Origin of the sequence: Devosia sp. CN2-171 (assembly GCF_049354815.1) — a bacterium.
Classification (GTDB): domain Bacteria; phylum Pseudomonadota; class Alphaproteobacteria; order Rhizobiales; family Devosiaceae; genus Devosia_A.
Genome location: NZ_CP186479.1, coordinates 4,229,622 through 4,254,218 on the forward strand (window position 1 = coordinate 4,229,622; position 24,597 = coordinate 4,254,218).

Here is a 24,597-nt window from a genome sequence, read left to right on the forward strand (position 1 = left end):
GCCGGGGCAGGGTGCCCCGGCTAGCATCGGTGAGCGCTACCTGCTGATGACCATGGTTTCGAGCGCAGCGACGTCAGGCGGGAGCTCGGTGTCGCCGGCGGCGAGGCCGTTGACCTGCAGGATGTAGGCGACGAGGTCCGCATAGGTCTGGTCGCCGAGCTGACCGGGCCGCGAGGGCGGCATGCGGTCATGCGTGTGGGTGTAAAGAGCGGCCGCGGTCTGGCCTATCCATTTCCCGTCGAAATAGGCGCCGGCGAGCGGTGGGCCGTAGTTGGCGCTGATCAGGTCCGGGCCGTGGCATGAGACGCAGTTTGCATCGTATGCCGTCTTGCCGCGGGCAGCCTGTTCGGCGGTGAAGGTCACGGGAGCGCCGGTGGCGGCAGTCGCCGCGGCTTCTGCAGAGGGGGCAGCTTCAGTCGTGGCAGCGGCAGCGGTGCCGTCACCCTCGCCAGTATAGGTGTAGACGAGGATGGCGCCGGGATTTTTCAATACAGTGCCGGCCCCGCCGTCCATGGTGCCGACGAGACCGCTGACATCGGTGGCGATATACATGGTTTTCATGTCGGGGCTGAGCGCCATATCGCGCAGCCGGTTCTCGGACTGGAAGTAGCGCTCGATCGGGCCGGAAACGGTCTTGCCGTCTTCAGCGAGCGGGATGCGGTAGATCGAGCCGCGCTTGAGCGTCGTTACAAGGAGTGAGTTCTCCCAGCCGGGAATGCCTTCGCCGGCAGCGGGGAAATAGGCCTGCATCGACGAGGCCGCGACGGTCGGCCAGCAGATGAAGTCGATCCCGCCGCAGGCCGGATCCTGAAAGTTCCAGTCGTTGGGCACGGTGAAGAGCGTAGCGAGCGGGTCGTGCTGCTCACCGGGCCAGCTGGTTTCATCCTCGACCGGGACCGAGGGATCGATGGTGATGTCCGAGAAGGTGAGCTGTTCGCACGGCGTGGTCGCAAGGTCCCAGCGGGCATACTGGTAGGCCATGTCGTCCTTGAAGCCCGCGACACGCGGCCAGCCATAGTTTTCCCCGGCAACGAGGACGTTCACCTCGTCATCGGTCTTGGGGCCCTGCTCGGAGGCGTAGAGCGTGCCGTCCGGGCCGAAGTCGATGCCCTGGGCATTGCGGTGGCCATAGGTGAGGACATGGCTCTTGACGCCGTCGAGCTCCGGATTGTCGTCCGGGATCGAGCCGTCGAGGTTCAGCCTCAGCGTCTTGCCCTGGTAGGCCATCCAGTTCTTGTTGGCCATCTCATCGGCGGTGGGCAGGCGCTGCGCCTCGATGGGGATGCACCAGTTTCCGAGCTGGCCCTTACCGCCGTCGCCGATGGTGTAATAGAGCTTGGCATCGGGGCCGAACTTGAGGCGGCCGGAGTTGTGATCGTTCTTGGCGGGCATGCCGGCGATGATGTCGACGGGATCCTTCAGCGTGCCGGTGGCCTCGTCATAGGTGAGGCGAACGATCTTCACCCAGAGGTCGTGGTAAGGGCTGAACGGGTCGGCGACCCAGGGAATGCCGCCACGGGTTTTGTCGACATAGGTATAGGAGGCGTAGACGTAATCGTTGCCCGTGCCCTTGAGCAGGCCCGGATCGAGCGCCATGCCGAGCAGGCCGTCCTGGCCGCCGGGCGCCGAGACTTCCTCGATATCGATGGCAACCTGCTTGGTGCCATCAGCGGGATTGACGCGGGTGATCTTGCCGCCGGTGCGCTCGGTGACCCAGAGCCAGCCGTCCGGCCCCCAGGTGATCTCCCACGGCCCCTCAAGGCCGTTGGTCAGTTCCTTCATTTCGAACTGCTTGGTTCCGACCACCGCAGAGTCCGGTGTGCCTTGAGCGAGCGCGGGCGCCGCCGTCAGCACGGCGGTGAGGGCGAAGGCGAAGGTGGCAACGAATCTCATGGCGTCCCTCCAGTAGTGAGCACCGGTCAACCACCGGCGCACCCGTTCGGTTCCCGGCTGGCGAAATGTTGGATTGCAGAATGAAGCGGGTGTGAAAACCGCCCGCTTCATCTATTTCGATTTGTCGCGCTTTCGAGTCCCGAAAGCGCTCCAGGCGCTACAGATCGTGCTTCCAGCCGAGGATGCGCTCGGCCTTTGACGAATCAAAGAAGGCCTTGCGGCCGCTGAGATCGCCCTTGATCGGAATGCCCGGGAAGAACTTCTCGGCGGCTTCGAGGCTGGGGATATCGATCGTGGTGTCGGGCGCGACGATGTAGAAAGCCTCGTGTCCTTTGAACTTGCCTTCGAGGCTCAAGAGGCAAGCGCGTGCCGCCGCGTCGAAGCGGGTGTAGGCGAAGAGGTGCTTCTTGGGCGTGGTCGAGTTGGGAGTGAAGTTGCGCGCCGCGAGCTCGCGCTCCGGCACCACCCAGTGGAAGCGCATGGAGGCGATCGAGATATCCTCCCAGCGGCGGGCGAAGGCGTCGGCTTGCTGCTCGCAGATCCACTTGGAGAGCGAGTAGGGTTCCTCGGAATAGTTGGCGTGCTCCTCGTCGATCGGCAGGTAGTCGTAGTGAGGATCGCGGCTGTAGGAGTGGCCGATGGCGTTGACGCTACTGGCCTGGCAGATGCGCATGATGCCGTTTTCGACGGCCGCCTGCAGGGCGTTATAGCTGCCCACGACATTGTTGTTGTGCACCACGTGGTCCGGATGGCGGCCGGGCGAGGGGATGGCGGCCATGTGGATCACCGCGTCGCAGCCGGCGAAGGCGGCGACGAGCTTCTCGTATTCATCCATATCGGCCTGGATGAAGTGGAGGTCCCTGGTCTCCTCGGTCTCGGGCGCGGCGACGCGATCGATGCAGACGAGATCGTGACCCTGCTTGCGCGCTTCGGTGATGATGGCGCGGCCGACGCCGCCGGATGAACCGGTGAGTGCAATCTTCATGTCAGTATCTCAACTCGAATAGACGGCTTGGTGGAGGCCGCGAATGTAGCCGATGGCGTAGAGGCGGCCGAAGGCGGAGTAGCCGGCGTTCTCGTTGCTGTCGCCTTCGACGGTGGGGACATGGTCGGGGCGGAGCACGCCGTCGAAATCGATGTCCTTGTAGGCCTTCATCGTCGCCAACATGTCGGTCTTGCCGGCGTCGTGCCAGGTTTCCTGGAAGTTGGTCGGTACGCCCTTCACGTCGCGGAAATGGACGAAGCTGATCTTCTTGCCGAACTTGCGGATTTCGCGCGGCAGGTCGTCGGTCATCAGGGTGAAATTGCCCTGGCAGAGGGTGATGGTGTTGTAGTCCGACGGCAGCATGTCGATGAGGCGCTGATAGTTAGGGATGGTCCGCATGATGCGGCTCACGCCCTTTATCGGGGTGATCGGTGGATCATCGGGGTGCATCGAGAGCTTGACGCCGGCCTTCTCGGCGACGGGCAGCACGCGGCGGAGGAAATACTCCAGCGTCTCCCAGAGCTTTTCCTCGCTGATGGGTGGGTTCGAGGTGATGTTGTCGGGCACGTCGTCGACGTTGAAGCTGGTAACCACCGAACCGCCGCGGCTGGGCGTCGCCATATTAGTGCGGACCCAGTTGAAGTCGGTCATCCACTCGTAGCACCAGACCGGAATGCCGAGCTTGCCCATGTTGGTGATGAGTTCGCAGACGGTTTCGATCTCGGCGTCGCGACCCTCGAGGCCGCGCTTGGCGAGATTGAGCGGCGGACGGGACTCGATGACGCGGATGTCGAAGCCGCCCTCGGTGTAGACGTCCTTCATGCGCTGGAGTGCGGAGAGGGAGCTGACTTTTTCGCCGGCCTGCAGGGTGTCGAAGGGGAGACCGGCGACGGCGAGGTCGACGCCCGCTTGCTTGGCCAGCTTCCATAACGGCTGCGGCTTGGGGGGAATGAACTCGGCAATTTCAAGCATTTCAAAATCCTAAGGCGGCAATGCAGGGCCGCTGCGACGCGGCTCGGAAAAACGGGACACGGCCTCGAGCCGGCCCATGGATCGGGGGCAGTCGCGCATCGGGCGGTTGTCGTCCGATGCGGAGGAGGCGCTACGGTGTCGGCGCTCCGGCATGGAACTCGTCCTGGGACGCCTGTGAGCGGATCGAGTGCTGGCCCCATTTCTGGTCGAGATTGGGCCACGGGATCGAGTCGACCAGCAGCCGGGTATAGGCGTGCTGCGGGTTGCGGATCACGCTTTCGACGTCGCCCTTTTCCACCACGTCGCCGCGATAGAGGACGGTGATCGAGTCGGCGACGTGATAGGCCGTGGTCAGGTCGTGCGTGATGTAGATGATCGTTACGCCGTGATCGCGGTGCATGTTGCGCAGCGATTCAAGGATGTTGGCACGGAGCGATGCGTCCACCATCGACACCGGCTCGTCGGCGATCAGCAGCCGGGGTTTCAGCATCAGCGCGCGCGCTACGTTGATGCGCTGGCGCTGGCCGCCCGAGAGCTGGTGCGGGAAGCGGCCGAGCACGTCTTCGGGGCGAAGACCAACGGCATTGAGCGCCTCGTCCATCTTGTTGCGGGCGTCGCGGCCGGACTTGGCGAGCTTGAACTGCTTGATCGGCACGGTCAGCAAGTGGTCGACCGTGTAGAACGGATTGAACACCGCGAACGGATCCTGGAACACGGCTTGCACCTCGCGGCGATAGGCGATGCGATCGGGCCCGCGCAGCGAGACGATGTTCTGGCCCTTGTAGAGGATCTCGCCTGTTGTCGGCGTGATGAAGCCGAGCAGCAGCATGGCAAGCGTGGTCTTGCCGCTGCCGGACTCGCCGGCGACGGTCAGGATGGTCGGCTCGTCTTCCTTGAGGGTGAGCGAGAATTCTTTCAGCGCGACCTTGGCATGCGAGGACAAGAGGCCACGCTGATAGACCTTGGTGACGTTCTTGATTTCCAGGAGGTTCTTGGACATCGGCTCAGGACTCCTGGTCGTAGAGATTGCAGGCGACGAGGCGTCCGCCAGGAAGCACGTTCACCTTCGGCTTTTCCGTGCGCGAACGATCGGAGGCGAAGGGGCAGCGGGGGTGGAAGGCGCACCCGCTGGGCAGCCGGAGCAGCGAGGGCGCGAGGCCCGGAATGCCTTTGAACTCGCCACGGTTGTCCAGCGTCGGCAGGCTGGAGATCAGCGCCTGCGAGTAGGGGTGCTTGGGGTCGGTGAACATCTCGCGCACCGTGGCAACCTCGACCAGCCGGCCGGCATACATGACGGCGACCTGATCCATGGTCTGGGCCATCAGGCCCATATCGTGGCCGATGAGGATGACGGCGGCGCCGATGTCATCCTGTACCTTGTCGATGGTTTCCATGACCTGGCGCTGGGTGACCACGTCGAGCGCGCTGGTCGGCTCGTCGGCGATGATTACTTCAGGCCGAAGCAGGATGCCGATGGCGATGCAGACGCGCTGCTTCATGCCGCCCGACAGTTCGTGGGCATACATGTTGAAGACGCCCGGATCGAGATCCACCGACTTGAGCGCCCAGACGCAGCGGTCGTTGATTGCCTGGCGGCTCTCGCCGGGGATGTGCGACTTGATGGCATCCACCATCTGCTCGCCGATCCGAGTGACCGGATTGAGCGAATTCATGGCGCCCTGCGGAATGTAGGCAATCTTCGACAACCGGGCCTTGCGCATGCCCTCGTCGTTGAGGGACTGGAGGTCGGTGCCACCGACCCAGACATGACCGCCTTCGATCCGTCCCGGCGGCTTGATCATGCGCATCATGGCGAGGGCAAGCGTGGACTTGCCCGAGCCGGATTCCCCGACCATGCCCAGCTTCTGACCCGCCTCGAGCGTGAAGCTGACATTGTCGAGCGCGCGGGCGCGGCCGAGGTCGGTGTAGTAGGTGACGACGAGGTCGTCGACGCGCAGGACGGGTTGCGCGGCTGCCGGTCCGGCGTTGCGGCCAGCAGCGGTGTCGGTGCTTGCGAGATTCATCGTCATTACTCCGTCCGCCGCACGCGCGGATTGGCCAGTTCGTCGAGGCCCATATTAATGAGGGCGAGCGAGGCGAGGATCAGGATCATCCCGACCGACGGGGCGATGGGCCACCACCACCAGCCGTTGAAGAAGGCGCCCTGCAGCTGCGCCGCCCAGATGATGTTGCCGAGCAGCGGCTCGCGGAGCGGCCCGAGCCCGAGCACGGCGAGGTAGAACGAGGCGAACACCGCGGAGAACACCTGGCCGACGAAGGCCGCAGCGATGAACGGCAACAGGTTGGGCAGAATCTCCTTGAAGATGATGGCGATGTCGCCGACACCCGAAAGCTTGGCGACCGATACGAACTGTCGCTCCTTCATGGTCAGCACCTGGGCGCGGATCACCAGCGTTGGCCCCATCCAGGCCAGCATCACCACGATCAGCGCCATGGTGAAGATGGTGACGTCGCGCTTGTCGAGCGAACCGGCGACCACCACCTGGATCAGCAGCACCGGGATCGGTGTGAGGATCTGGCAGATGGTGCGGATGGTCGAATCGATCCAGCCGCCGAAATAGGCAGAGGTAAAGCCGAGGACTACGCCGATCAGGGTGCCGAGGCCGCCGGCGATGACACCGATAACGGCGGTCTGCCACATGCCCACGACCATGGCGGCGAGCAGGTTGCGGCCGAAGAAGTCGGTACCGAACGGGTACTTCAGGCTGGGCGGCTGTTTAGTCGCCACCGAAAGCGGATAGGCCTGCTTCGGGTTGATGGTCATCAGGCCGATGACGGTGAACAGTACCAGCGCAATCAGAATGACCACGCCGACGGCGAGACCCCGGTTGCGGTTGAGGTAGCGCAGGAACAGCGTGAGGCCGCTCGGCTGCTCCATCGAGGTGTCTGCGATCGCCGATGAGGTTGCGGTAACGGTCGTCAATTTTCCGGTTCCTACTGGTTGCGGACGCGGGGGTCGAGCAGCGGATAAATGAACTCGAGCACTGCCATCAGCACGGCGATGGCGATGGTGATGAACAGCACGATCCCGTAGATGACAGGGAAGTCATTGGACCGGATGGCGTTGTTGAGCACTTGCCCCAACCCCGGAAGGCCGAAGAGCTGCTCGACGACAAGCGCCGACGTGACCAGGGTGCCCAACGCCAGCGCGAGTCCGGTAACCTGCGGCAGCAGGGTGTTGCGCAGGTAGTAGTCGCGGAAGATGCGCCCACCGGTCAGGCCCTTGTGCTCGGCGAAGTTGACATAGTCCTCGCCCTGGATGGTGACACCCATGCCGCGCATCGACAGCACCCAGCCGCCGACCGAGCCGAGGATCAGCGCCAGCGCGGGAAGCATCTGGTGGCGCAGCACGTCCACGGCAAAGTCCCAGGACCAGTTGGGGACGATGCCGATCGAATAGGGGCCGCCGAGCGGCAGGAGCTTCAGACGGAAGCCGATGAAGAAAAGCAGCAGCACGCCCATGATGACGGGCGGCACGCCGGTCAGCAGCACGAAAGGAGTGGCAATACCGCGCAGCCAGCGTGGCGACTTGGGCCAGGCCGAGATAGCGCCCAGGAGGTTGCCGATGATGAAGCTGAGGATCGTGGTGAACAGCAGCAGGAAGACCGTCCAGGGCAGGGCCTGGCCGATGATGTCGGTGACGGTCGCGGGATAGCGGTTCAGCGAGTAGCCGAAGTCCATCCGGATCACGTTGCCGAGGTAGGTCCAGTACTGATCCAGCAGCGGCCGATCGAGGCCGAATTGCTGGTTCATGTTGGCGATGAGCTTTTCGATATCGCCGGGGGCAAAACCGCCGGAGCGCGCCAGTTCGGCGAAGCGTTCGCGCAGTGCGTTGCGGGGGCTGAGGCGGGGGACGAAGAATACGATCGTGGATGCGGCCCAGATGACCAGAACCAGGAAGGAGAGGCGCTTGGCAATCAGCTTGAAGTTCACTCGGTCAACTCCGGCACGGTGGTGTTAGAGCGGGATTGCGCTTCGTTGAAGCGCACTCCAGCTCCACGTCCTTGTTTGTCGCGAAATCGAACCGGAAAAGTCTGCAACCTTTCCTGATCTCGCTTGTGGAGGAGTGCGCGCGAACGCGCACTCCGATGTCGGAAACTTCCGCCTTACTGCGCGCCGGACGGCTGCAGCGAGGCGATGACCAGCAGGCCGGTATGGGCCCAGAACGCGCCGTTGGTGCCCATTGCGGGGTTCGCAGCGGTCGGCCAGTTCTTCCAGTAGTGCTGGTTGTAGGCGATGCGGTGCAGCCACTGGATGATCGGGATATCGATCTGGTCACGCCAGTAGATACCCAGAGCCTTGGCGGCGCCTTCCTGGAACTTCGGATCGTCCGACGAGAGCGGGGCGATCGAGTCGAGGATTTCGTCGTATTCCGGGTTCTTGTAGCGCGAGAACCGGTTGTTGCCGGCCGAGGTGCCGATGGCTTCGCTGTACTTGCCGTGGAAGAGGTTCAGAGCCTCGAACGGGTCGTAGAGCGATGCGCCGTGGCCAAACATGTAGAGACCGGCCTTGCCGTCCGCCATGTTCTGGTACGCATCGGGACCGAAGTTGATCGCGGCGTCGAAGCCGCCCTGGCGGAGCATTTCGACCAGGATCGGCACGATGTCGGAGTGGATGCCTTCGAAGCCCTGGATGGTGGCGTCGATGGTCTTGCCGTCCTTCTCCCACAGGCCGTCGCCGTTCAGCGCATAGCCTGCCTCACCCATGAGCTTGGCGCTCTCTTCGGTATCGAACTTGCGCGGCTGGTACTGCTCCTCGAGCGCCTTGACGGCGGGCGAGTCAGCAAAGGCCTGCAGGTTCGGGTAGAGCGGGAACGGATAGATCGTCGCGATCTGTGCGCCTTCATACAGGATGTCGTTGATGACATCGCGGTTGATGACGAGGCTCATCGCACGACGGACCTTGGGGTCGCTATACGGCTCGAGCTGGGTGTTCATCCACAGCGAGTTCGGCCACCAGTCGAGGTAACCAAACGGCGATTCCGAACCGGTATGCGTGGTAATTTCCGGGTTCTGGGCAAGGATGTTGCCGATAACCGAGGAACGCATGTCGAGGGCGGAGTCGAACTCGTTGTTCACGACGCGCTGGGCGACAGTGTCCATCGAGACGCCGGTGATGTTGGCGATGATGACGCGCTTGACTGCCGGCTCGGCGATGCGGCCGGCCTTAACGGCCCACCAATCGGGACGGTAGTCGAAGATCTTCTGGTTGGCGTTCCACGCCTTCAGGTCATACGGACCCGAGTGCGGGATATCGATCGAGCCGGGTTCCATGTTCACGTCCGGCTTGGACGACAGGTAGTCGGCCGGGACGATCGGGATACCGGTATCGAACTTCTCGGTCAGCACTTCGAACTTGAAGCGCGGAGCCGGGGACTTGAAGTTCACCTTCACGGTCAGGTCGTCGACGATGTCGGTCGAGGCGACGAACTGAGTGAAGTGTGCGTTGTAGGGCAGCTTGGAATTGTTCAGCTGGCCGTCGAACGTGAACTTGACGTCCTTGGAGGTGACGGGGGTGCCGTCCGACCACTTGGCGTCCTTGTTCAGCTTGATCTCGAGCGCGGTGAACGTGTCGTCGGTGTATTCCATGCTGTCGGCCAGCCACGGAACATACTCGCCCTTGAAAATGGCGAAGTACATCAGCGGCTCCCACATGAAGGCATTGCCTTCCTGGTGGGTGTAACCGGGCAGGGCCCACGGGTTGGTGACGCCGATCGGCGAGGACAGAGCAACGCCCCAGCCGAGAACGACGGTCTGGTTGCGCGGCACGTCCGGAAGGGGCGTCGCCGGAGCGATTTCCTTCGGCGCAGTCGCCGCGAGCGGGCTTTGCGCGAGGGCCGCCATCGGGGCGGCCAGCGCAAACGCCGCAAGCGCTGCTGCTGTTAATAGCTTCAATTTTGCCATGTGACAGAATCTCCCTTGACTGTCGATGGAAAGTAATCGCCGTCGTTGTGGCGGCAGATATTTCGTTGCAGGGCCATTTTTGGCCTTAGTATCTCCCTCACCTCCCCAAAGATGATCTTGTTTACTTCGTTGCCGGTTCGTGGAGTGCCTCGCCGTCGCATCGTCCAGATCGCCCGAACTGTGCTGCCGCGGGTAAACTCAGAGCTGTCGGACCGCTCCTTTGCGGAGCCGGCCCGGCGGTACCAGCGCGCAATCCGTCAGCGTGCCAGGGCACGAAGAGGGCGAGCGCCCGCAATCGTCGGCATGAAGCCCGACGACGCGATGCGATCGGATCACGTTGAGCTGATACTGCCCATCGGACAGCTAGTTCGTGCCCTGCGGCATTTGGCTTGGTGTCTCCCCCACCCGTGCCGTTTACCCCCTCCAGGGCCCCGGCGATTTCTCCCAATAATCTCAAGCGTTAAACGTGGGATTCCGGGGAGTCAACAGCTGGAATGGTAGATCGAATGCCGCAGTCCGGCTTGACGCACGCACCTCGCGCCAAAGCGCTTTGAAAACTATGAGGTTTTTCAGGGGCGTGCGACAGAGTGTACTAGATTCGAAAAATAATGTGCGAAACGGCGCGAAGCCGTGAATGCCATGCAGTCGTTTACCGCACATCGCGCGCAATCTGTCCTGCACCGTTGGGAATGGCGTCCGTCGATCCGATCAGTCGAACAAAAAAGAGGGCGCCGGAGGTACCGGCGCCCTGCAGTCGGGAGGATGGTAGTCGTCAGCCCTTGATGCCGGCCGACAGGGTGATGGCCTGCGTCACGCGCTTCTGGAAGATGAGGTAGGCGAGCGCCACCGGCAGGCCGGCCAGCACCGCGCCGGCGAGGACGCGGCCGTAGGCGACGCCGAATGTGTCCTGCACCGCAGTGATGCCGACGGTGACCGTCATCATCTTCTCGTCCTGAGCGGCAAGGAACGGCCACAGGAACGAGTTCCAGGCGCCGATGAAGGTGATGATGGCGAGGGCGGTGGTGATGCCCCAGTTCATTGGCAGGAAGATGCGGAAGAGCAACTGGAACTCATTGCTGCCATCTATCACCGCCGCCTCGCGATACTCGCGCGGGACGGAGTCGAAGAACTGCTTGTAGACGATGACCGTCACCGGAGTGATCAGCATGGGCAGCACGATACCCGCATGGGTGTTGAGCAGCTTTACGCCGGCAATGACGATGAAGTGGTTCACGATCAGTGCCGATATGGGCACCATGAAGCTGGCGAGGATCAGGTACCAGAGCGCCTTGCGGCCGGGGAAGTTCAGCTGCGAAATGGCGTAGCCTGTACAAGCCGCCATGAACACCGCGAGCACCGTTACCGACACCGAGGTGATAATCGAGTTGACGTACCAGTATGGCAGGTCCGAGTTCTGGATGACGAAGGCGTAACCGTTGAAGTTCAGGCTTTCGGGCAGCAGGTTGATCCCCTGCCGCACCGTCTCGTCGTCGGTCTTGAGGCTGGTAACTACCGCCCAGTAGAGCGGGAAAAACCAGATGGCGGCGCAGACCAGGGTGAGGATGGTCAGTAGCCAGCCGCCCACGTCGAGGAAGCGGCGCTTAGCCGGCATGGAAACGGTCGCGGTGGCCGCTGGTGCGATGGTGGTCATTTGTCGGCTCCCCGCATGCGAAGCAGTTGGAACTGCAGGACCGAGAAGGTCACGACGATGACGAAGAGCGCCACCGCGATGGTCGCGGCGTAGCCGCTCGAGTTCTTCTGGAAGGCCTGTTCGTAGATATATTGCACGAGCACCATGGTCGCCTGGGTGCGGCCGCCCTGAGCGAACAGGTAGACCTGGTCGAAGATCTTGAGCTGCAGGATCAGCTGGATGGTCAGGCAGAGCACCGTGACCGGCCAGATGAGGGGCCAGGTGATCGAGCGGAACACCTGCCAGCGGGTAGCGCCATCGAGCGCTGCTGCTTCGTAGAGTTCACGCGGAATGTTCCGCAGGCCGGCCAGGAACAGCAGGATGGAGAAGCCGTTCGTCCACCAGATGGTGAGGACCGCCGCAGTGGGCAGGAACCAGGGAATGGTGCGCCAGACGTTGACGCGCTTGCCGACGATCGGCTCGATTATGTACTGCGCGATGCCAAACTGCAGGTTCAGCATCCAGTCCCAGATCAGATAGACGACCGTGACCGGCAGGATGAACGGCAGGAAGAACGCGGCAAGGATGATGCTCTGCAACCAGCCGTTGAGCCGGCTGACCATGAGGGCGATGGCGAGCGCCACGGCGGTGCCCGGGATCACGGTGAGAAGTACGAAGTAGGATGTGTTCCAGACCGCGGTCCAGAAGACGCGATCACCGAACATGCGTTGGTAGTTTTCGAGACCGATCCATTCGCCCGCGCCGATCAGGGGCGACTTGGTGAAGCTGATCTGCACCATCTGCAGGGTCGGGTAGATGAACATCCACCCGAAGATCAGAACGAACGGAGCCACCAGGACAGCGGCGACAAGGTACTCGTTCCGGCGATTTCTAAGCATGGTCTAGTCCTGAGGTGCGCGAAACGGGAACTGGCCGGCGATGATCGCCGGCCAGTCGTGAACACCCTTGGGTTACTGCAGTGCGTCGAGGCCGGCCTTCATTTCTTCGACGGCGGTCTGAGCGTCGACCTCATTGTTGAGGGCGGCGGTGAACGCGTTGCCCGCCACGTCAAACAGCGGCGAAGCGACGCCGGCATTGGGCGACTTGGGGTCGAACACCTGGTTGGCCGTGACCTTGGCGTAGGTCGCCTGGGGCTGCATGGCCTTGTACTCTTCAGTCTCGGTGACCGACTTGTTGGCCGGGATATGGCCGGCGGTGGCCCAGAACAGCGAGTGCTCGGACATCCACTTGATCACTTCCAGCACGGCGGCATGCTTTTCCGGGGTGACGGTCTTGCCGACATTGTTCGGGATGGCGAAGGCATGGGAGTCCGCGTAGGTGCAGGCGTGGTCAAACATCACCGGCAGTTCGATAGCGCCCCAGTTGAAGAGCTTGCCCTGCGCCTGGAGGTCGACCATCGTGGGAACTTCCCACACGCCGTTGATCATCATGGCGCTTTCACCCGAGGTGAAGAGCGCGACGTTGGACGGATAGTCGGTATATTCGGGGACGTAGCCGTCCTTCACCCAGTCGGCGATGACCTGCACGCTGTTCTTGAGCTTGTCGAGGTTGTCCCCTTCCAGCCAGGCGCCATCAGTCCCGATCGTGCCATCCTGCTGGCAGAGATAGGAATAGATGGTGCGGAAGGCGAAGGTACCGTCAGCGGTGGTCGTCGAGAGGCCCCACGTGGTCCCGCCGTCCTTGATCTTCTGCAGCGCCGCCTTGAAGTTATCGATGCCGTCGAGACCGGTGGGCAGGCCATCGGCGCCGATCAGGCCGGCCGCGTCGAGCTTGTCCTTGTTGTAGTAGAGCACGATCGGATGAGTGTCGAAGGGCACGGCATATTGCTGGCCATCGACATTGACCGCATCCCAGGTGGCAGCCGCGAAGGTGTCGGCCGACATGCCCATGGCCGCCCAGTCCTCGGCGGTCAGTGGGCTCAGTGAACCCTGGCTCACGGCAAGGGGAATGCGCGAGGCGTGATAGGTCATCACGTCAGGACCTTCACCCACGGCCGCCGAAGTCTGTACCTTGGTGTAGAACGGCACGCCCCAATCCAGCGTCGTCGCCTGGATTTCGATGGTGTCAGCATGCTCTTTATTGAAGTCCTCGATGAGCTTCTTCATACGGACGCCGTCGCCGCCACCGAGGAAGTCCCACCATACGACGGACTCCTTGGCCACGGAAACTCCGCCGCCAAGGGTCAGGAGCGTGCTCGACAGCAACGCCAGTTTCAGAAACGATTTGATCACGTTGTCCTCCCTTAAAGGTTCGCTCGATGCGGCAAGGCCGGTAGGGGCTTTCCCCTTGCATCCGGTCGCCCCGCATTGAGCAGTGACAGAGCCGACAGGACACAGTGTCTGACCTATTTCTGATATAGATCAGTAATTACGATATAAATGAGCAGCGATATCCCCAATTCTGATGCATATCTAGGCACAGGGGGACGTTCCGAAGCCGAAAGACCGGCGCGCGACTACACTGCTGCTGATCAGCTAGGCGGTTTCCTCCTCTATGCCGGCGACCTTGCGCCTCCTCGGGCAAGCCGGCTAACGGCAATGCTATTGCGGCTGACAATATTGTCAATCCTGTATCAAATGGAAGCAGAAAATTCAGCTTTGTTTTCATGCGGTTAGCGCGTGACATCATCTGCTGTGACGTGATGTGACGGCTTTCCAACCCGAAAAGCTGATTCAGTTCCTGCTCATTCGGTCTCCAGTTTAGTCGTACTTTTCAACAGTCCGTCGAACAGCGTTGCCGCTACCGGGTCCTCGCCAGCCGCATCGCCGAGCAAGCGGAATGTCGTGGCGACGAGACCGCCCTTGCCGATGGTGCGGCGGACGATGGTCGCGGCCGGCTTGTTGATCCAGCCGATGACCACGCCGGCATCGACGAGGCCATCGAACTCCCACGAGCGGAAGCCGGTCAGCACGTGGTGCGGCACGACGCGATCGAAGGAGATGTCGAGAAGCGGGCCGCCGGGAATGCCGGCAAAGGCGCCGCCGCGCTTGATCCAGGAGAAGTTGGCGATCCAGTCGCCCCGCCACAGCGTGCCGTCACGGAGGACCAGGTTGATGTTGGGCAGTTGCGTCTCGGAGCCGAGGTGGCGGGCGCGTTCCTTGCTCTGTGGCATGGTCGGCGGTTCGGCACGTGGCGGCTCGATGCGGAGGTTCCGGTGCGTCTCGACCGAGCCATCGGCCAGGACGAGGTAGCGGGCACCCTTGCGCATAGCCTCGATGTCGGCCTCGCTCAGGGCGTGGACGAGATTGACGTCGGCGGAGGCGGCGTCGGTGACGGTGTAGCCAAGGCCCCTGGCGTAGGCAGCGAGGCCCGCATCGGAGGTGGCAATTCTCGCCGGACCGGCACTGCGTTTCGAATAGACCGAGACCTCGATCTGGTTTTTCGACAGCAGCTTGCCGCCGGCCTCGAGCTTCAATGCGATCGAAGTGACGCGGGTGGCGCCATCGAGCGTGATGCTGGTGGTGCCGAGATCGGCGACCGACAGGGCAGTCGTCGCGGGAACGTCCAGCTGGCCCGACTGGCCTTCGACTGACCAGCTTAGCGTCGTGCCAGCCGGGACCGACTTGCCGCCGGTTGCGACCTTAAGCTTCAGCGCGACACTGTCGCCCGACCAGATCGCATGACGATCGATCTGAGGCACGATGACGAGGTCGTTGTTGATCTCGGCGAAGCGGTCGTGGAAGGCGCGCGGGTTGCGGTTGATGTCGAGCAGGCCGTTGGCCTCCCAGTGGACGTCGGTCATCTCGGTGATGACGTAGCCCTGAATCGGCGCCTGGGCACGCATCGACTCGATCTCGTACTTGAGATTGGCGAACTGGTACCACTGCACCTGGTCGATGAAGGCATCAAACGTGCCGAACACCTTGTCGAGGTGGTAGGTCTGGAAACGGTTCTGTATGCCGTGCGGATAGGCGGCGCCATCGCCCCAGTTGCTGCCGGTCTCAGCCCACCAGGGCTCCTCGCCGGCGGCGTTCTTGACCTGATCGGGATGGGGCAGGCCCCAGACGCCGAACTCGGAGACGACCAGCGGCTCATCGCCGCGCTTTTCGCCATCACCGTGGTGCGACCAGCTCCAATCGGGGCGGGCGGCGAACTCCTCGGTCAGCTTTTCCCACTCGGTGCGGCGCTCCGGCACCGAGCGGTAGTAGTGGTAGTCGTCGATGTCCGTCTTGACGTGGAAGTTCGGGATACAGGCCGAGTTGTCGACGACGAGGCGGCGCGGGTCCTTGGCTTTCAGCCAGTCATAGGTGTCCTTGAGCCACTGGCGGTGGTCGGCGTTCTCGACGAGACGTGTGCCCCAGTCCTCGTTGATGATGGTCCACGTGACGATCGAGGGGTGGTTGCCGTCACGGGCGAGGATGCCCTCCATCGTGTCGCGCATACGCTGGGCGGCGGCGGCGGTGAAGTACTGGACGTTGGGGATTTCGGTCCAGACCAAGAGGCCGAGGCGGTCGGCGACTTCGTAGTAGCGCGGGTCGGCCACCTTGATGTGGCAGCGGAGCAGATTGAGGCCGAGATGCTTGGCCTTACGGGCCTGATCCTCGAGGAACTCGACCGACGGCGGGGTGCAGATGCCCTCGGGGTAGTAGTCCTGGTCGAGAGCGCCGCGCAGGTAGAGCGGCTCGCCGTTGAGGTAGAACTTGCCGTCGTGAGTCTCGATTTCGCGGAAGCCGAAGGTGTGGCTGGTGGTGTCCACGACCTCGCCGCCGGCGATCAGTTCGACCTTGGCCGAGTAGAGGTTGGGGTGCTCGGGCGACCAAAGCTTGGGCGCGTTCAGCTTGAGCCTCAGGCCGGTGCCGGTGGTCTCGGCGGTGACGCCGTCGACGGTGGCGCGGATGGTGTCGCCGGCTGCGGCTGACGAAAGCTGGAAGGCGAAGCTGACTTCGCCGCCGATATTGGCGTCGATCGCGACATGGGCGACATGGCGCCTGTCACGGGCGATCAGCTTGACCGATTGCCAGATGCCGCCGAGCGGGCCGTACCAGCTCTGCTTCCCGTGCGGTATCTCGCCAAACGGGAAATCGGGGTATTCGGTGGCGTCGCCACTCGGCAGCGTGACATGGACTTCGAGGACGCTCTCGGCCGGGCTATCGGCGGGAACGACGAACTCGAAGGGTAGGTAGCCGCCCTCATGGGTACCGAGCACACGGCCGTTGAGGCGGACTTCGGCGAAGTAATTCACGGCGCCGAAACGCAGCGCGATCTCGCGGCCCTTCCATTCCGCCGGGAGCGACACCTGGCGAGCATAGATGGCCTTGCCGGTCGAGTGGCGGAGGTCGGCGAACTCGGCTTGCCAGGGGCCCGGAACGGTGGCGGTGCGCCAATCGCCGTGCCCGTCCAGCTTGAAGCGCCAGGCTCCGTCCAGCGAGATTTCCCCGCGTGCGTTCGCGCTGGCCCTGGTGGCCGTAGTCTCGCCGATCATGCAGTCCTCCCATCACGCTAATATTTATTAGCAATTTTGCTATGGCTAGCGGCTTTGGCCTTGGAACGCAAGCGTCTCCGTTGCTAATGAGTTTAGCACCGGAGTTGCACACAGGGGCAGGGCGCTGATAATGCTGATGTTTGAAGGCTTTGGAGGAACGGGTGGCGAAGCGCCCAACCATGATCGATATCGGGGAGCGGGCAGGGGTCTCGCAGGCCACGGTGTCGCTCGTCCTCAATCGCGTCGCCAATGCCCGCGTGGCCGAGGCGACGCGCCTGCGCGTGCTCGAGGCCGCCGAGGCGCTGGGCTATCGCAAGGGGCCGCAGCATCATGTGCCTGAGAATAAGATCCGGGTGATCGGGCTCTTGATCGACGAGGTGACCACCACGCCGTTCGCGACGCCCTTCATCGAGGGCGCGCGCGAGGAGGCGGCGCTGCAGGATGTGGTGGTGGCAACGTTCTCCACCCGCGGCGATCCCAAGCTCGAGGCGCTGGCGCTCGACATGCTGCTGCAGCACCAGATCATCGGCGTGCTCTACACCAGCCTCATCACCCGGCCGGCCGAACCGCCCGAGCGGTTGCGCGATGTGCCGACTGTGATGGTCAACTGTTACGACGAGAAGCGGGCCTATCCGGCGGTGCTGCCGGGGGACGTCACCGGTGCTTATGCAGCGACCGAAGCCCTGCTCAAGGCCGGGCATCGGCGCATTGCGCATCTCGCCGGTGAGAACTGGATCGAGGCGGCGCAGGATCGCGAGAAGGGGTATCGGCAGGCATTGGCATCGTGGGATGTGCCGGTGGACGAGAGCCTCATCATGCGCGGCGGCTGGACCATTCATGGCGGTCGCGAGCTGACGCAGCAGTTGCTCGACCAGCCGAACCCGCCGACGGCGATCTTTGCGTTCAATGACCGGATGGCGGTCGGCGCCTACGATGCGCTGCGCAACCGCGGGCTGCGGGTGCCGGACGACATGTCGATTGTCGGCTTCGATGACGAGGATACCAGCGTCTATCTCGAGCCGCCGCTGACGACGGTTCTGCTGCCGCATGAGGAAATGGCCCGCTGGGCGGTGGGCGCACTGCTCGACGAGCAGTTGCCGGCGGCCTCGCCGCGGCGGATCAAGATCGAGTGCCCGCTGATCGAGCGGGGCTCGGTCGGCCCGGTGCCGGTACGGGCTGCCGACGAGTAGGCTTGTCCTGCGGGGAGGATCAAAAAGACCCAATCACGCGATCGGGAAGTTAGGCTTTACGCGATCTTAATTTCGATCCGGAGAATGGAGGCATCCGCACGGTAGTCTCGCGTCACCCGCGGAAGGTCCTGCGTGCGTTTCGGATCAAGCGTTTGAGTCGAGGCTTTCATGTACCGCGTAAACAAGCCGCTGCCTCCCGTTTCCCGCCGTTCGGTGTTGCTGGGCGCTTCCGCGCTCGCCGCTTCGGCAATCATCAGCCCCGCCTATGCCAGTGTGGACAGCTTCGTCGCCGGCGTGTGGAAGCGCGCCAAGGCGCGGGGGGTCTCGAAGCGCGTGTTCGATATCGCGATGGATGGGTTCAAGCCCTCGAGCGAAGTGCTGGAGCTCAGCAAGAAGCAGCCCGAGTTCGTCAGCACGGCTGCCGACTACGTAGCCAAGCGTGTCACCGAGGCGCGCATGGCCACGGGCAAGGACATGCGCGGAGAGTGGAAGCAAACGCTGGCCGCCGTCAGCGAACGCTACGGCGTGCAGCCGGAGATCATGCTGGCGATCTGGGGCGTCGAAACCAATTTCGGCGGCTACATGGGTGGCAACAACACCATCCACGCGCTGGCGTCGCTCACCTATGGCGGCTACCGGGCCGAGTATTTCGGCAGCGAACTCATCACTGCGCTTGAAATTCTCGAGGGCGGGCATGTGCGGTTCAAGAACATGGTCGGCTCGTGGGCCGGCGCCATGGGCCACCCGCAGTTCATGCCGTCGAGTTTCATGCGCTACGCCGTGGACTTCAAGGGCGATGGGCACAAGGACATCTGGGGCTCGGTGCCCGACGCACTGGCCTCGATCGGCAACTACCTCAAGGGGTTCGGCTGGCGGGCAGGCGAAACATGGGGTTACGAGGTTCGGCTGCCGCAGGACTTTAACTACCAGAATGTCTGGAGCGGCATCAACGCAACGCTCGGCGACTGGAGCGGCGTGGGCGTGATCCGTGCGAGTGGCAAGGCGTTCCCGCGGGCCAGCGATACCGCAAAGCTCTACATGCCGATGGGCGGCAACGGTCCGGTATTCGCGGTGCTGCCGAACTTCGGCGTGATCAAGCGCTACAACAATTCGGACAGCTATGCCCTCGCGGTAGGGCACCTAGCCGACCGCATCATCGGCGCCAAGGGATTCGTCTCGCCGTGGCCGCAGGATACGGCGCTCACCAAATCGGACCGTGAGCAGGTGCAGGCGCTGCTGCTGCGCAAGGGCTACGATGTCGGCACGCCGGATGGCGTGATCGGGCCGAAGACGCGCGCTGCGGTGATCGACTGGCAGGCACGGTCGGGCTTACTAGCGGATGGGCACGTGTCGGGTAACCTGCTGCGGCAGTTGAGCTAGGCGACATCGCAAACAGAGATCCCCAGCTTTCGCTGGGATGACCCGGTGCTGGGCAGACGGGAGGGTTCTGTGCTTGTGGCCGCCCCCTCCACCAGCTTCGCTGGTCCCCCTCCCCCGCTGCGCAGGGGAGGATCAGGCCGGCGTCGGCGCTTCGGGGTCGATGAGGCCTTCGCTGCGCAGATCGCTCCAGAACCCGGCCGGGATGGCTTCTTCGAGATAGCCGATGTTCGCCGTCACCTCCTCGGGGCGCGCGCCGCCGGGGATGACCGAGACTACGGCCGGATGGGCGAGTGGGAACTGGAGGGCGGCGGCTTGCAGCGACACGCCGTGGGTGGCGGCAACTGCCTGAATGCGGCGGGTCTTTTCCTGGATGTCGGGTTCGGCGATGCCGTAGCGATAGCGGGCATTGGGGCCGGGGCCGGTGGCGAGAATGCCCGAAGCGTAGGGCGCGCCGATGATCACCGAGATGTTCTCGTCGATGCAGCGCTTGAGGCCGGTCTTCAGCGCCGACTGGTCGAGCAGGGTGTAGGGCATGGCGACGATGCAGAAATCGAGCGGCACCAGCGGGGCGATGGTGTCGAGAGAGTCGGCGGCGTTGAGGCCCATGCCGATGGCCTTGATCTGGCCTGAGCGCTTGAGCTCCTCGAGCGCCTTGATGCCGCTTTCGGACATTTCCTTCATGCGGGCCGGATGATCCTCGGTGTGGAGCGAAGCCTCGGGATCATGGATCAGCAGCGCATCGACGCTGTCGAGCCCCAGTCGCAGCAGGCTCTGCTCGTAGGAGCGCATCACGCCGTCATAGGAATAATCCCAGACGATCTCCATGTTGAGGCCGCCGCCCCAGGGTGTGCGGTCGAAGGTTCTGGGATCGGCGGGGCGCTTGAAGTAGCGACCGACCTTGGTGGTGAGGACGAACTCGTCGCGGGGGCAGTCGATCAGGAAATCGCCGACTCGGTGTTCGCTCAGGCCGCGGCCGTAATAGGGGGCGGTATCGAAGTGGCGGATGCCGCCATCCCATGCGGCCTTCATGGTGGCATGGGCCACCTCGCCGGAGACGCGGTGGTAGAGGCCGCCGAGATGAGCGGCGCCGAAGCCCATGGGGGGCAGGCGGAGAGTGGTGGAGCCGGCTTGTTTGCGGTCGCTGAGCTTGGTCATGATCTTCACGTAGAGCTTGAGCTTGAAATGGCTGGGCCGCCGGGATGGGGCGGGCGGAAAACGGTGGCAATGTCGGGGCTGCCGACGACCGGGGCGTCGCGGTAGAGGAAGCAGCTGGCGAGGCGGTTGCCGTCGGGCTCGTAGTGCGGCGGCGGGTTGTCCCAGCACATGTCCATGACATGCGGGCAACGGGCCGCGAACTTGCAGCCGGGGTTAGCGCGAGCGGCCGAGGCTTCGGAGACCGGGATCTCGTCGTTGCCCCAGGCCTTGTCGAGATCGGGCAGGGGAATCGAGGAGACAAGGAGCTGCGAATAGGGGTGCTTCGGCGCGCCGATGACGCGCTCGACCGATCCGGCTTCGGCGACGTTGCCGCGGTAGAGGATCATGATGTTGTCGCAGATCTGGAAGGCCGTCGTCAGGTCGTGGGTGATGTAGACGATGGAGATGCCGAGCTCGCGGTTCAGCGTCTTCAGCTCGTCGAGAATGGTGGCGCGGAGCGAGGCATCGACCATCGAGACGGGCTCGTCGGCGACGATCATGCGGGGGCGGAGGAGGACGGCGCGGGCGACCATGACGCGCTGGCGCTGGCCGCCGCTCAGCTCGTGCGGGAAGCGGCCGAGCGTATCCTGCGGGCGGAGGCCGACGCGCTTGAGGGCATCCTCGATCAGGGCGCGGCGCTTCTGGTCGGTGTCGGCGAGGCGGTAGCGTCTTACCGGCGTCTCGAGCACGTGGTCGATGCGGTAGAACGGGTTGAAGACGTCGAAGGGGTCCTGGAAGACCGGCTGGACCTCGCGGCGGAACTGGCGCTGCTCGGCGGGAGACATCTTCGCGATGTCCTTGCCGCGATAAAGCACATGACCCTCGGACGGGTTGATGAAGCCGAGCAGGATGCGAGCGAGCGTGGTCTTGCCGCTGCCGCTCTCGCCGGCGATGGCGGTCATCGACGGGCTGGTGTCGGAAAGCGAAAGGGTGACGTTGTCGAGCGCGGTGAAGGCGCCGTAGGTCTTGGTGACGCCGCTGAGTTCGATCAGCGCGCTCATGGACGGGCCTCCTGATGATGGGCTCGGGTCATGGGTGGTAGCGGCGGCAGGGTCTGGTGCGTCGGGTAGAGGTGGCAGGCGGCGCGTTGGCTGGGCGCGACCACCTGCAGCAACGGCGTTTCGGTGCGGCAGCGCTCGAAGGCGAAGGGGCAGCGCGGATTGAAGCTGCAGCCGGGCGGCAGGTCGACGAGCGGCGGGGGCAGGCCGGGGATGCCGGTCAGCGCCTGCTTGACCACGATGCCGGGGAGGCTTTCGACGAGCAGCTTTGTGTAGGGGTGCTTGGGGCTCTCGATCATCTGCCGGACCGGGCCGATCTCGACGAGCTTGCCGGCATACATCACGCCAACGGTGTCGGCGAACTGGGCGATGAGGCCCATGTCGTGGCCGATGAGGACGACGGCGGCGCCGAGACCATCCTGCAGGCGGCCGAGGGTCTGCATGACCTGGCGCTGGACGACGACGTCGAGGGCGCTGGTGGGTTCGTCGGCGACGATCACCTTCGGCGACAGCGACGTCGCGATGGCCATGGCGGCGCGCTGCTTCATGCCGCCCGACAGCTCATGCGGGTAGCGCTTGGCGACGGCGGGATCGAGGCCGACGCTTTTCAACAGTTCGACGACGCGGGCGTCGAGTTCGGCGCGGGTCATCCTCGGCTTGTGGGCGAGGATGGCGTCGATGATCTGTTCGTCGAGTTTCATCACTGGGTTGAGCGAGCTCATGGCGCCCTGGGGGATGAGGGCGATGTCGCGGAGGCGGGTCTCGCGCAGTTCCCGATCGCTCATCTTGAGGATGTCCTTGCCGTCGAGCATCACCTTGCCGCCGGCGATGCGACCCGGGGCTCGGGTGAGGCGCATCAGGGCGGTGGCCATGGTGGTCTTGCCCGAGCCGGACTCGCCGATGAGGCCGAGGCGCTCGCCGGGTTTCAGCGCGAACGAGACGTCGTTCACGGCTTTGGCCGGCCCCTTGCCGGTGTCGTAGTGGACGTTGAGGTCCTCGACGACAAGGATGGGTTTGGTGTCGGTCACGGACATCACCGCCTCGCCAGCTTGGGGTTGGCGAAACGGTCGAAGCCGACGGAAGTCAGGAACAGGCCGATGAAGATGAGCGCGATGACGACGATGGGCGGTCCCCACCACCACCAGTAGCCGCGCAGCACGGCGGCCGATTGCTGGCTCCAGTAGATGGTGTTGCCGAGCGTCATTTCCTCGAGCGCACCGAGGCCGAGGGCTTCGAGGCCAATGACGGCGAGGATCGAGCCCGAGACGGTGCCGACGAAGCTCGCGACGATGTAGGGCATAAGGTTTGGCATGACCTCGGTGAAGAGTATTTCCCACGGGCCTTCGCCGTTCACGCGCGCCACCTCGACATAGGATTTCTCGCGGATGGTCAGCACCTGTGCGCGGACCGTGCGGGTGGTGAACATCCAGCCGAGCGAGGCGACGACCAGCGCCATGACCCAGGTGCTCATGCGGTCGATATTGCCGGCGATGATGACGAGGATGGCGATGGCGGGCACAGTGAGCAGGGCGTCCGATATCACGCGGATCACCGCGTCGATCCAGCCGCCGAACTGGCCGGCGATGAGGCCGAGCACAGTGCCGACGCCGACGCCGATGAAGCCGGCGATGAGGCCCATCTTCAGCGTGTTGGGCGTGGCGTAGATCAGCAGGGTCCACATGTCGCGGCCCTGGCTGTCGGTGCCGAGGAAGTAGTCGGGCCCCGGTGGCTTGCGCGGGCGGACGGCGCCGACCTGCGCATTGGCGGCATCGACGAACATCGGGCCGATGATGCCGAAGAGGACGATGGCGAGAAGGATCGCGAGGCCGAGCAACAGTACGCCGCTGATGCGGCCCTGCTCGTAGTTGCGGCGGATGGAGGCAAAGAAGCGGTTCATCGCCGGATCCTGGGGTCGAGCAGCGGGTAGATGAGGTCGACGAGGAAGAGCAGGACCGCGAGCGAGACGATCAGCATCAGCACGACGCCCTGGATGACGAAGTAATCCTGCCCGCGGATGGCGACGTAGAGGAGCGAACCGAGGCCGGGATAGTTGAAGATCACCTCGACCAGCACTGCGCCGGAAACGACGGAGCCGAGCGAGAGCGCGAGGGCGGTGACCTGCGCCAAGAGCGCGTTGCGCATGCCGTACCAGACGAAGATACGGCGCGGGTGGAGGCCCTTGGCTTCGGCGAAGGTGATGTAGTCCTCGCCCAGCACGTTGACCATCTGGCTGCGCATGCCCAGCGCCCAGAAGCCGATATTGCCGAGCACGATGGCGAGGCAGGGGAGGAAGGCGTGGCGGAGGATGTCGTCGATGGTGGCCCAGTCGAGCCGCATGATGCGCGTGGTGTCGACGCCGCCGGCGGGCGGGAACCACTTCAGCACCACGGCGAAGAAATAGATGAGGATGATCGCCAGCAGGTAGAACGGGATCGAGGTCAGGATCATCATGAACGGCACGATGGCCTTGATGCCGCGGCCGGCCGTGGGCCAGGCCATGCGGGCCCCCAGCAGCGAGCCGGTGACGAAGGCGATGAGCGTCGCCACCGCGAGCAGCGCCACCGACCAGGGCAGCGCGTTGCCGATCATGGTCGAGACCTTCTCGGGGAAGTTGGCGAAGGACACGCCGAGATCGAAGCGGAACAGGTCGAGCCAGTAGTTGATGTACTGATCCCAGATCGGCGCATCGAGGCCGTACTTGGCGCGATACGCAGCCGAGATCGCCTGGATGTCGACGTTCTGATTGCCGCCGCTGGTCTGCAGGCGCGCCAGCGCGGTCTGCACCGGATCGCCGGGCAGCAGCCGGGGGATGATGAAGTTGATGCTCACCGCCACGAAGATGATCAGCAGCAGCTGACCGAAACGTGTGACGAGGTAGCGGGCGAGTTCGCGGCTCATGTCAGCTTTCTCGACGTCGCCGGGTGAGATCGAACGATCCCGATGTCATCCCTGCGAAGGCAGGGATCCAAGTCTCCACCGGCGCGGGCT

19 protein-coding genes are annotated in these 24,597 nt (G+C 63.8%); 2 read left to right on the top strand and 17 right to left on the bottom strand.

Annotation, left to right across the window (positions count from 1 at the left end; translation table 11 throughout):
• Positions 1-36: 36 nt before the first annotated feature.
• The 12 genes from ACOYW5_RS20935 to ACOYW5_RS20990 form a co-directional block, all read right to left on the bottom strand.
• Positions 37-1,893, bottom strand: a complete 1,857-nt coding sequence (locus tag ACOYW5_RS20935; protein WP_423066810.1) for a glucose/sorbosone family PQQ-dependent dehydrogenase — start codon at positions 1,891-1,893, stop codon at positions 37-39.
• A gap of 157 nt (positions 1,894-2,050) precedes the next feature.
• Positions 2,051-2,878: an NAD-dependent epimerase/dehydratase family protein gene (locus ACOYW5_RS20940; protein ID WP_423066811.1), complete on the bottom strand. Its 828-nt coding sequence runs from the start codon at positions 2,876-2,878 to the stop codon at positions 2,051-2,053.
• Between the two features lie 9 nt (positions 2,879-2,887).
• The gene (locus ACOYW5_RS20945) at positions 2,888-3,850 is read right to left on the bottom strand and encodes a mannonate dehydratase (protein ID WP_423066812.1); all 963 of its coding nucleotides are present in this window, start codon (positions 3,848-3,850) and stop codon (positions 2,888-2,890) included.
• A gap of 130 nt (positions 3,851-3,980) precedes the next feature.
• Positions 3,981-4,850: an ABC transporter ATP-binding protein gene (locus ACOYW5_RS20950; RefSeq protein ID WP_423066813.1), complete on the bottom strand. Its 870-nt coding sequence runs from the start codon at positions 4,848-4,850 to the stop codon at positions 3,981-3,983.
• A 4-nt stretch (positions 4,851-4,854) separates the two neighbouring features.
• Positions 4,855-5,874 (bottom strand): ABC transporter ATP-binding protein, encoded by a 1,020-nt coding sequence (locus ACOYW5_RS20955; protein ID WP_423066814.1) that lies wholly within the window; start codon positions 5,872-5,874, stop codon positions 4,855-4,857.
• A gap of 5 nt (positions 5,875-5,879) precedes the next feature.
• Positions 5,880-6,794 carry an ABC transporter permease gene (locus ACOYW5_RS20960; RefSeq protein WP_423066815.1) on the bottom strand — a complete coding sequence of 305 codons (915 nt, stop codon included), beginning with the start codon at positions 6,792-6,794 and terminating at the stop codon, positions 5,880-5,882.
• Between the two features lie 11 nt (positions 6,795-6,805).
• Positions 6,806-7,804, bottom strand: coding sequence for an ABC transporter permease (locus ACOYW5_RS20965; RefSeq protein ID WP_423066816.1), 999 nt, complete (start codon positions 7,802-7,804; stop codon positions 6,806-6,808).
• Positions 7,805-7,977: 173 nt separating this feature from the next.
• The gene (locus ACOYW5_RS20970) at positions 7,978-9,774 is read right to left on the bottom strand and encodes an ABC transporter substrate-binding protein (protein ID WP_423066817.1); all 1,797 of its coding nucleotides are present in this window, start codon (positions 9,772-9,774) and stop codon (positions 7,978-7,980) included.
• A gap of 772 nt (positions 9,775-10,546) precedes the next feature.
• Positions 10,547-11,386: a carbohydrate ABC transporter permease gene (locus tag ACOYW5_RS20975; protein ID WP_423069523.1), complete on the bottom strand. Its 840-nt coding sequence runs from the start codon at positions 11,384-11,386 to the stop codon at positions 10,547-10,549.
• Positions 11,387-11,421: 35 nt separating this feature from the next.
• The gene (locus ACOYW5_RS20980) at positions 11,422-12,303 is read right to left on the bottom strand and encodes a carbohydrate ABC transporter permease (protein WP_423066818.1); all 882 of its coding nucleotides are present in this window, start codon (positions 12,301-12,303) and stop codon (positions 11,422-11,424) included.
• 72 nt (positions 12,304-12,375) lie between these two features.
• Positions 12,376-13,653: an extracellular solute-binding protein gene (locus ACOYW5_RS20985; protein ID WP_423069524.1), complete on the bottom strand. Its 1,278-nt coding sequence runs from the start codon at positions 13,651-13,653 to the stop codon at positions 12,376-12,378.
• Between the two features lie 455 nt (positions 13,654-14,108).
• Positions 14,109-16,847: a glycoside hydrolase family 2 protein gene (locus ACOYW5_RS20990; RefSeq protein ID WP_423066819.1), complete on the bottom strand. Its 2,739-nt coding sequence runs from the start codon at positions 16,845-16,847 to the stop codon at positions 14,109-14,111.
• A 161-nt stretch (positions 16,848-17,008) separates the two neighbouring features.
• Between ACOYW5_RS20990 and ACOYW5_RS20995 the strand changes: the two genes are divergently transcribed.
• Entirely contained in the window at positions 17,009-18,037 is a 1,029-nt protein-coding gene (locus tag ACOYW5_RS20995) for a LacI family DNA-binding transcriptional regulator (RefSeq protein ID WP_423066820.1), read from the top strand.
• A gap of 168 nt (positions 18,038-18,205) precedes the next feature.
• The gene (locus tag ACOYW5_RS21000; protein ID WP_423066821.1) at positions 18,206-19,417 is read left to right on the top strand and encodes a lytic murein transglycosylase; all 1,212 of its coding nucleotides are present in this window, start codon (positions 18,206-18,208) and stop codon (positions 19,415-19,417) included.
• Between the two features lie 132 nt (positions 19,418-19,549).
• Here the strand turns inward: ACOYW5_RS21000 and ACOYW5_RS21005 are convergent, their stop codons facing one another.
• The 5 genes from ACOYW5_RS21005 to ACOYW5_RS21025 are packed head-to-tail and all read right to left on the bottom strand — an operon-like array spanning position 19,550 to position 24,507.
• Complete coding sequence (locus tag ACOYW5_RS21005; protein ID WP_423066822.1) at positions 19,550-20,572, bottom strand: aldo/keto reductase; 1,023 nt, start codon at positions 20,570-20,572, stop codon at positions 19,550-19,552.
• A gap of 5 nt (positions 20,573-20,577) precedes the next feature.
• Entirely contained in the window at positions 20,578-21,612 is a 1,035-nt protein-coding gene (locus tag ACOYW5_RS21010) for an ABC transporter ATP-binding protein (RefSeq protein WP_423066823.1), read from the bottom strand.
• Positions 21,609-22,643, bottom strand: a complete 1,035-nt coding sequence (locus ACOYW5_RS21015; RefSeq protein ID WP_423066824.1) for an ABC transporter ATP-binding protein — start codon at positions 22,641-22,643, stop codon at positions 21,609-21,611. The genes ACOYW5_RS21010 and ACOYW5_RS21015 overlap by 4 nt, the downstream gene beginning before the upstream one ends.
• Positions 22,643-23,506, bottom strand: coding sequence for an ABC transporter permease (locus tag ACOYW5_RS21020; protein WP_423066825.1), 864 nt, complete (start codon positions 23,504-23,506; stop codon positions 22,643-22,645). The genes ACOYW5_RS21015 and ACOYW5_RS21020 overlap by 1 nt, the downstream gene beginning before the upstream one ends.
• The gene (locus ACOYW5_RS21025) at positions 23,503-24,507 is read right to left on the bottom strand and encodes an ABC transporter permease (protein WP_423066826.1); all 1,005 of its coding nucleotides are present in this window, start codon (positions 24,505-24,507) and stop codon (positions 23,503-23,505) included. Before ACOYW5_RS21025 ends, ACOYW5_RS21020 begins: the two co-directional genes overlap by 4 nt.
• Positions 24,508-24,597: the final 90 nt, after the last annotated feature.

Excerpts from the sequence above, each read along its gene's own strand:
- ACOYW5_RS20955 (WP_423066814.1), bottom strand. The coding sequence starts at position 5,874 with ATGAATCTCGCAAGCACCGACACCGCTGCTGGCCGCAACGCCGGACCG.
- ACOYW5_RS21010 (WP_423066823.1), bottom strand. The coding sequence starts at position 21,612 with ATGAGCGCGCTGATCGAACTCAGCGGCGTCACCAAGACCTACGGCGCC.
- ACOYW5_RS20990 (WP_423066819.1), bottom strand. The coding sequence starts at position 16,847 with ATGATCGGCGAGACTACGGCCACCAGGGCCAGCGCGAACGCACGCGGG.
- ACOYW5_RS20950 (WP_423066813.1), bottom strand. The coding sequence starts at position 4,850 with ATGTCCAAGAACCTCCTGGAAATCAAGAACGTCACCAAGGTCTATCAG.
- ACOYW5_RS21025 (WP_423066826.1), bottom strand. The coding sequence starts at position 24,507 with ATGAGCCGCGAACTCGCCCGCTACCTCGTCACACGTTTCGGTCAGCTG.
- ACOYW5_RS21015 (WP_423066824.1), bottom strand. The coding sequence starts at position 22,643 with ATGTCCGTGACCGACACCAAACCCATCCTTGTCGTCGAGGACCTCAAC.
- ACOYW5_RS21005 (WP_423066822.1), bottom strand. The coding sequence starts at position 20,572 with ATGACCAAGCTCAGCGACCGCAAACAAGCCGGCTCCACCACTCTCCGC.
- ACOYW5_RS20970 (WP_423066817.1), bottom strand. The coding sequence starts at position 9,774 with ATGGCAAAATTGAAGCTATTAACAGCAGCAGCGCTTGCGGCGTTTGCG.
- ACOYW5_RS20980 (WP_423066818.1), bottom strand. The coding sequence starts at position 12,303 with ATGCTTAGAAATCGCCGGAACGAGTACCTTGTCGCCGCTGTCCTGGTG.
- ACOYW5_RS20940 (WP_423066811.1), bottom strand. The coding sequence starts at position 2,878 with ATGAAGATTGCACTCACCGGTTCATCCGGCGGCGTCGGCCGCGCCATC.
- ACOYW5_RS21020 (WP_423066825.1), bottom strand. The coding sequence starts at position 23,506 with ATGAACCGCTTCTTTGCCTCCATCCGCCGCAACTACGAGCAGGGCCGC.
- ACOYW5_RS21000 (WP_423066821.1), top strand. The coding sequence starts at position 18,206 with ATGTACCGCGTAAACAAGCCGCTGCCTCCCGTTTCCCGCCGTTCGGTG.
- ACOYW5_RS20975 (WP_423069523.1), bottom strand. The coding sequence starts at position 11,386 with ATGCCGGCTAAGCGCCGCTTCCTCGACGTGGGCGGCTGGCTACTGACC.
- ACOYW5_RS20935 (WP_423066810.1), bottom strand. The coding sequence starts at position 1,893 with ATGAGATTCGTTGCCACCTTCGCCTTCGCCCTCACCGCCGTGCTGACG.
- ACOYW5_RS20945 (WP_423066812.1), bottom strand. The coding sequence starts at position 3,850 with ATGCTTGAAATTGCCGAGTTCATTCCCCCCAAGCCGCAGCCGTTATGG.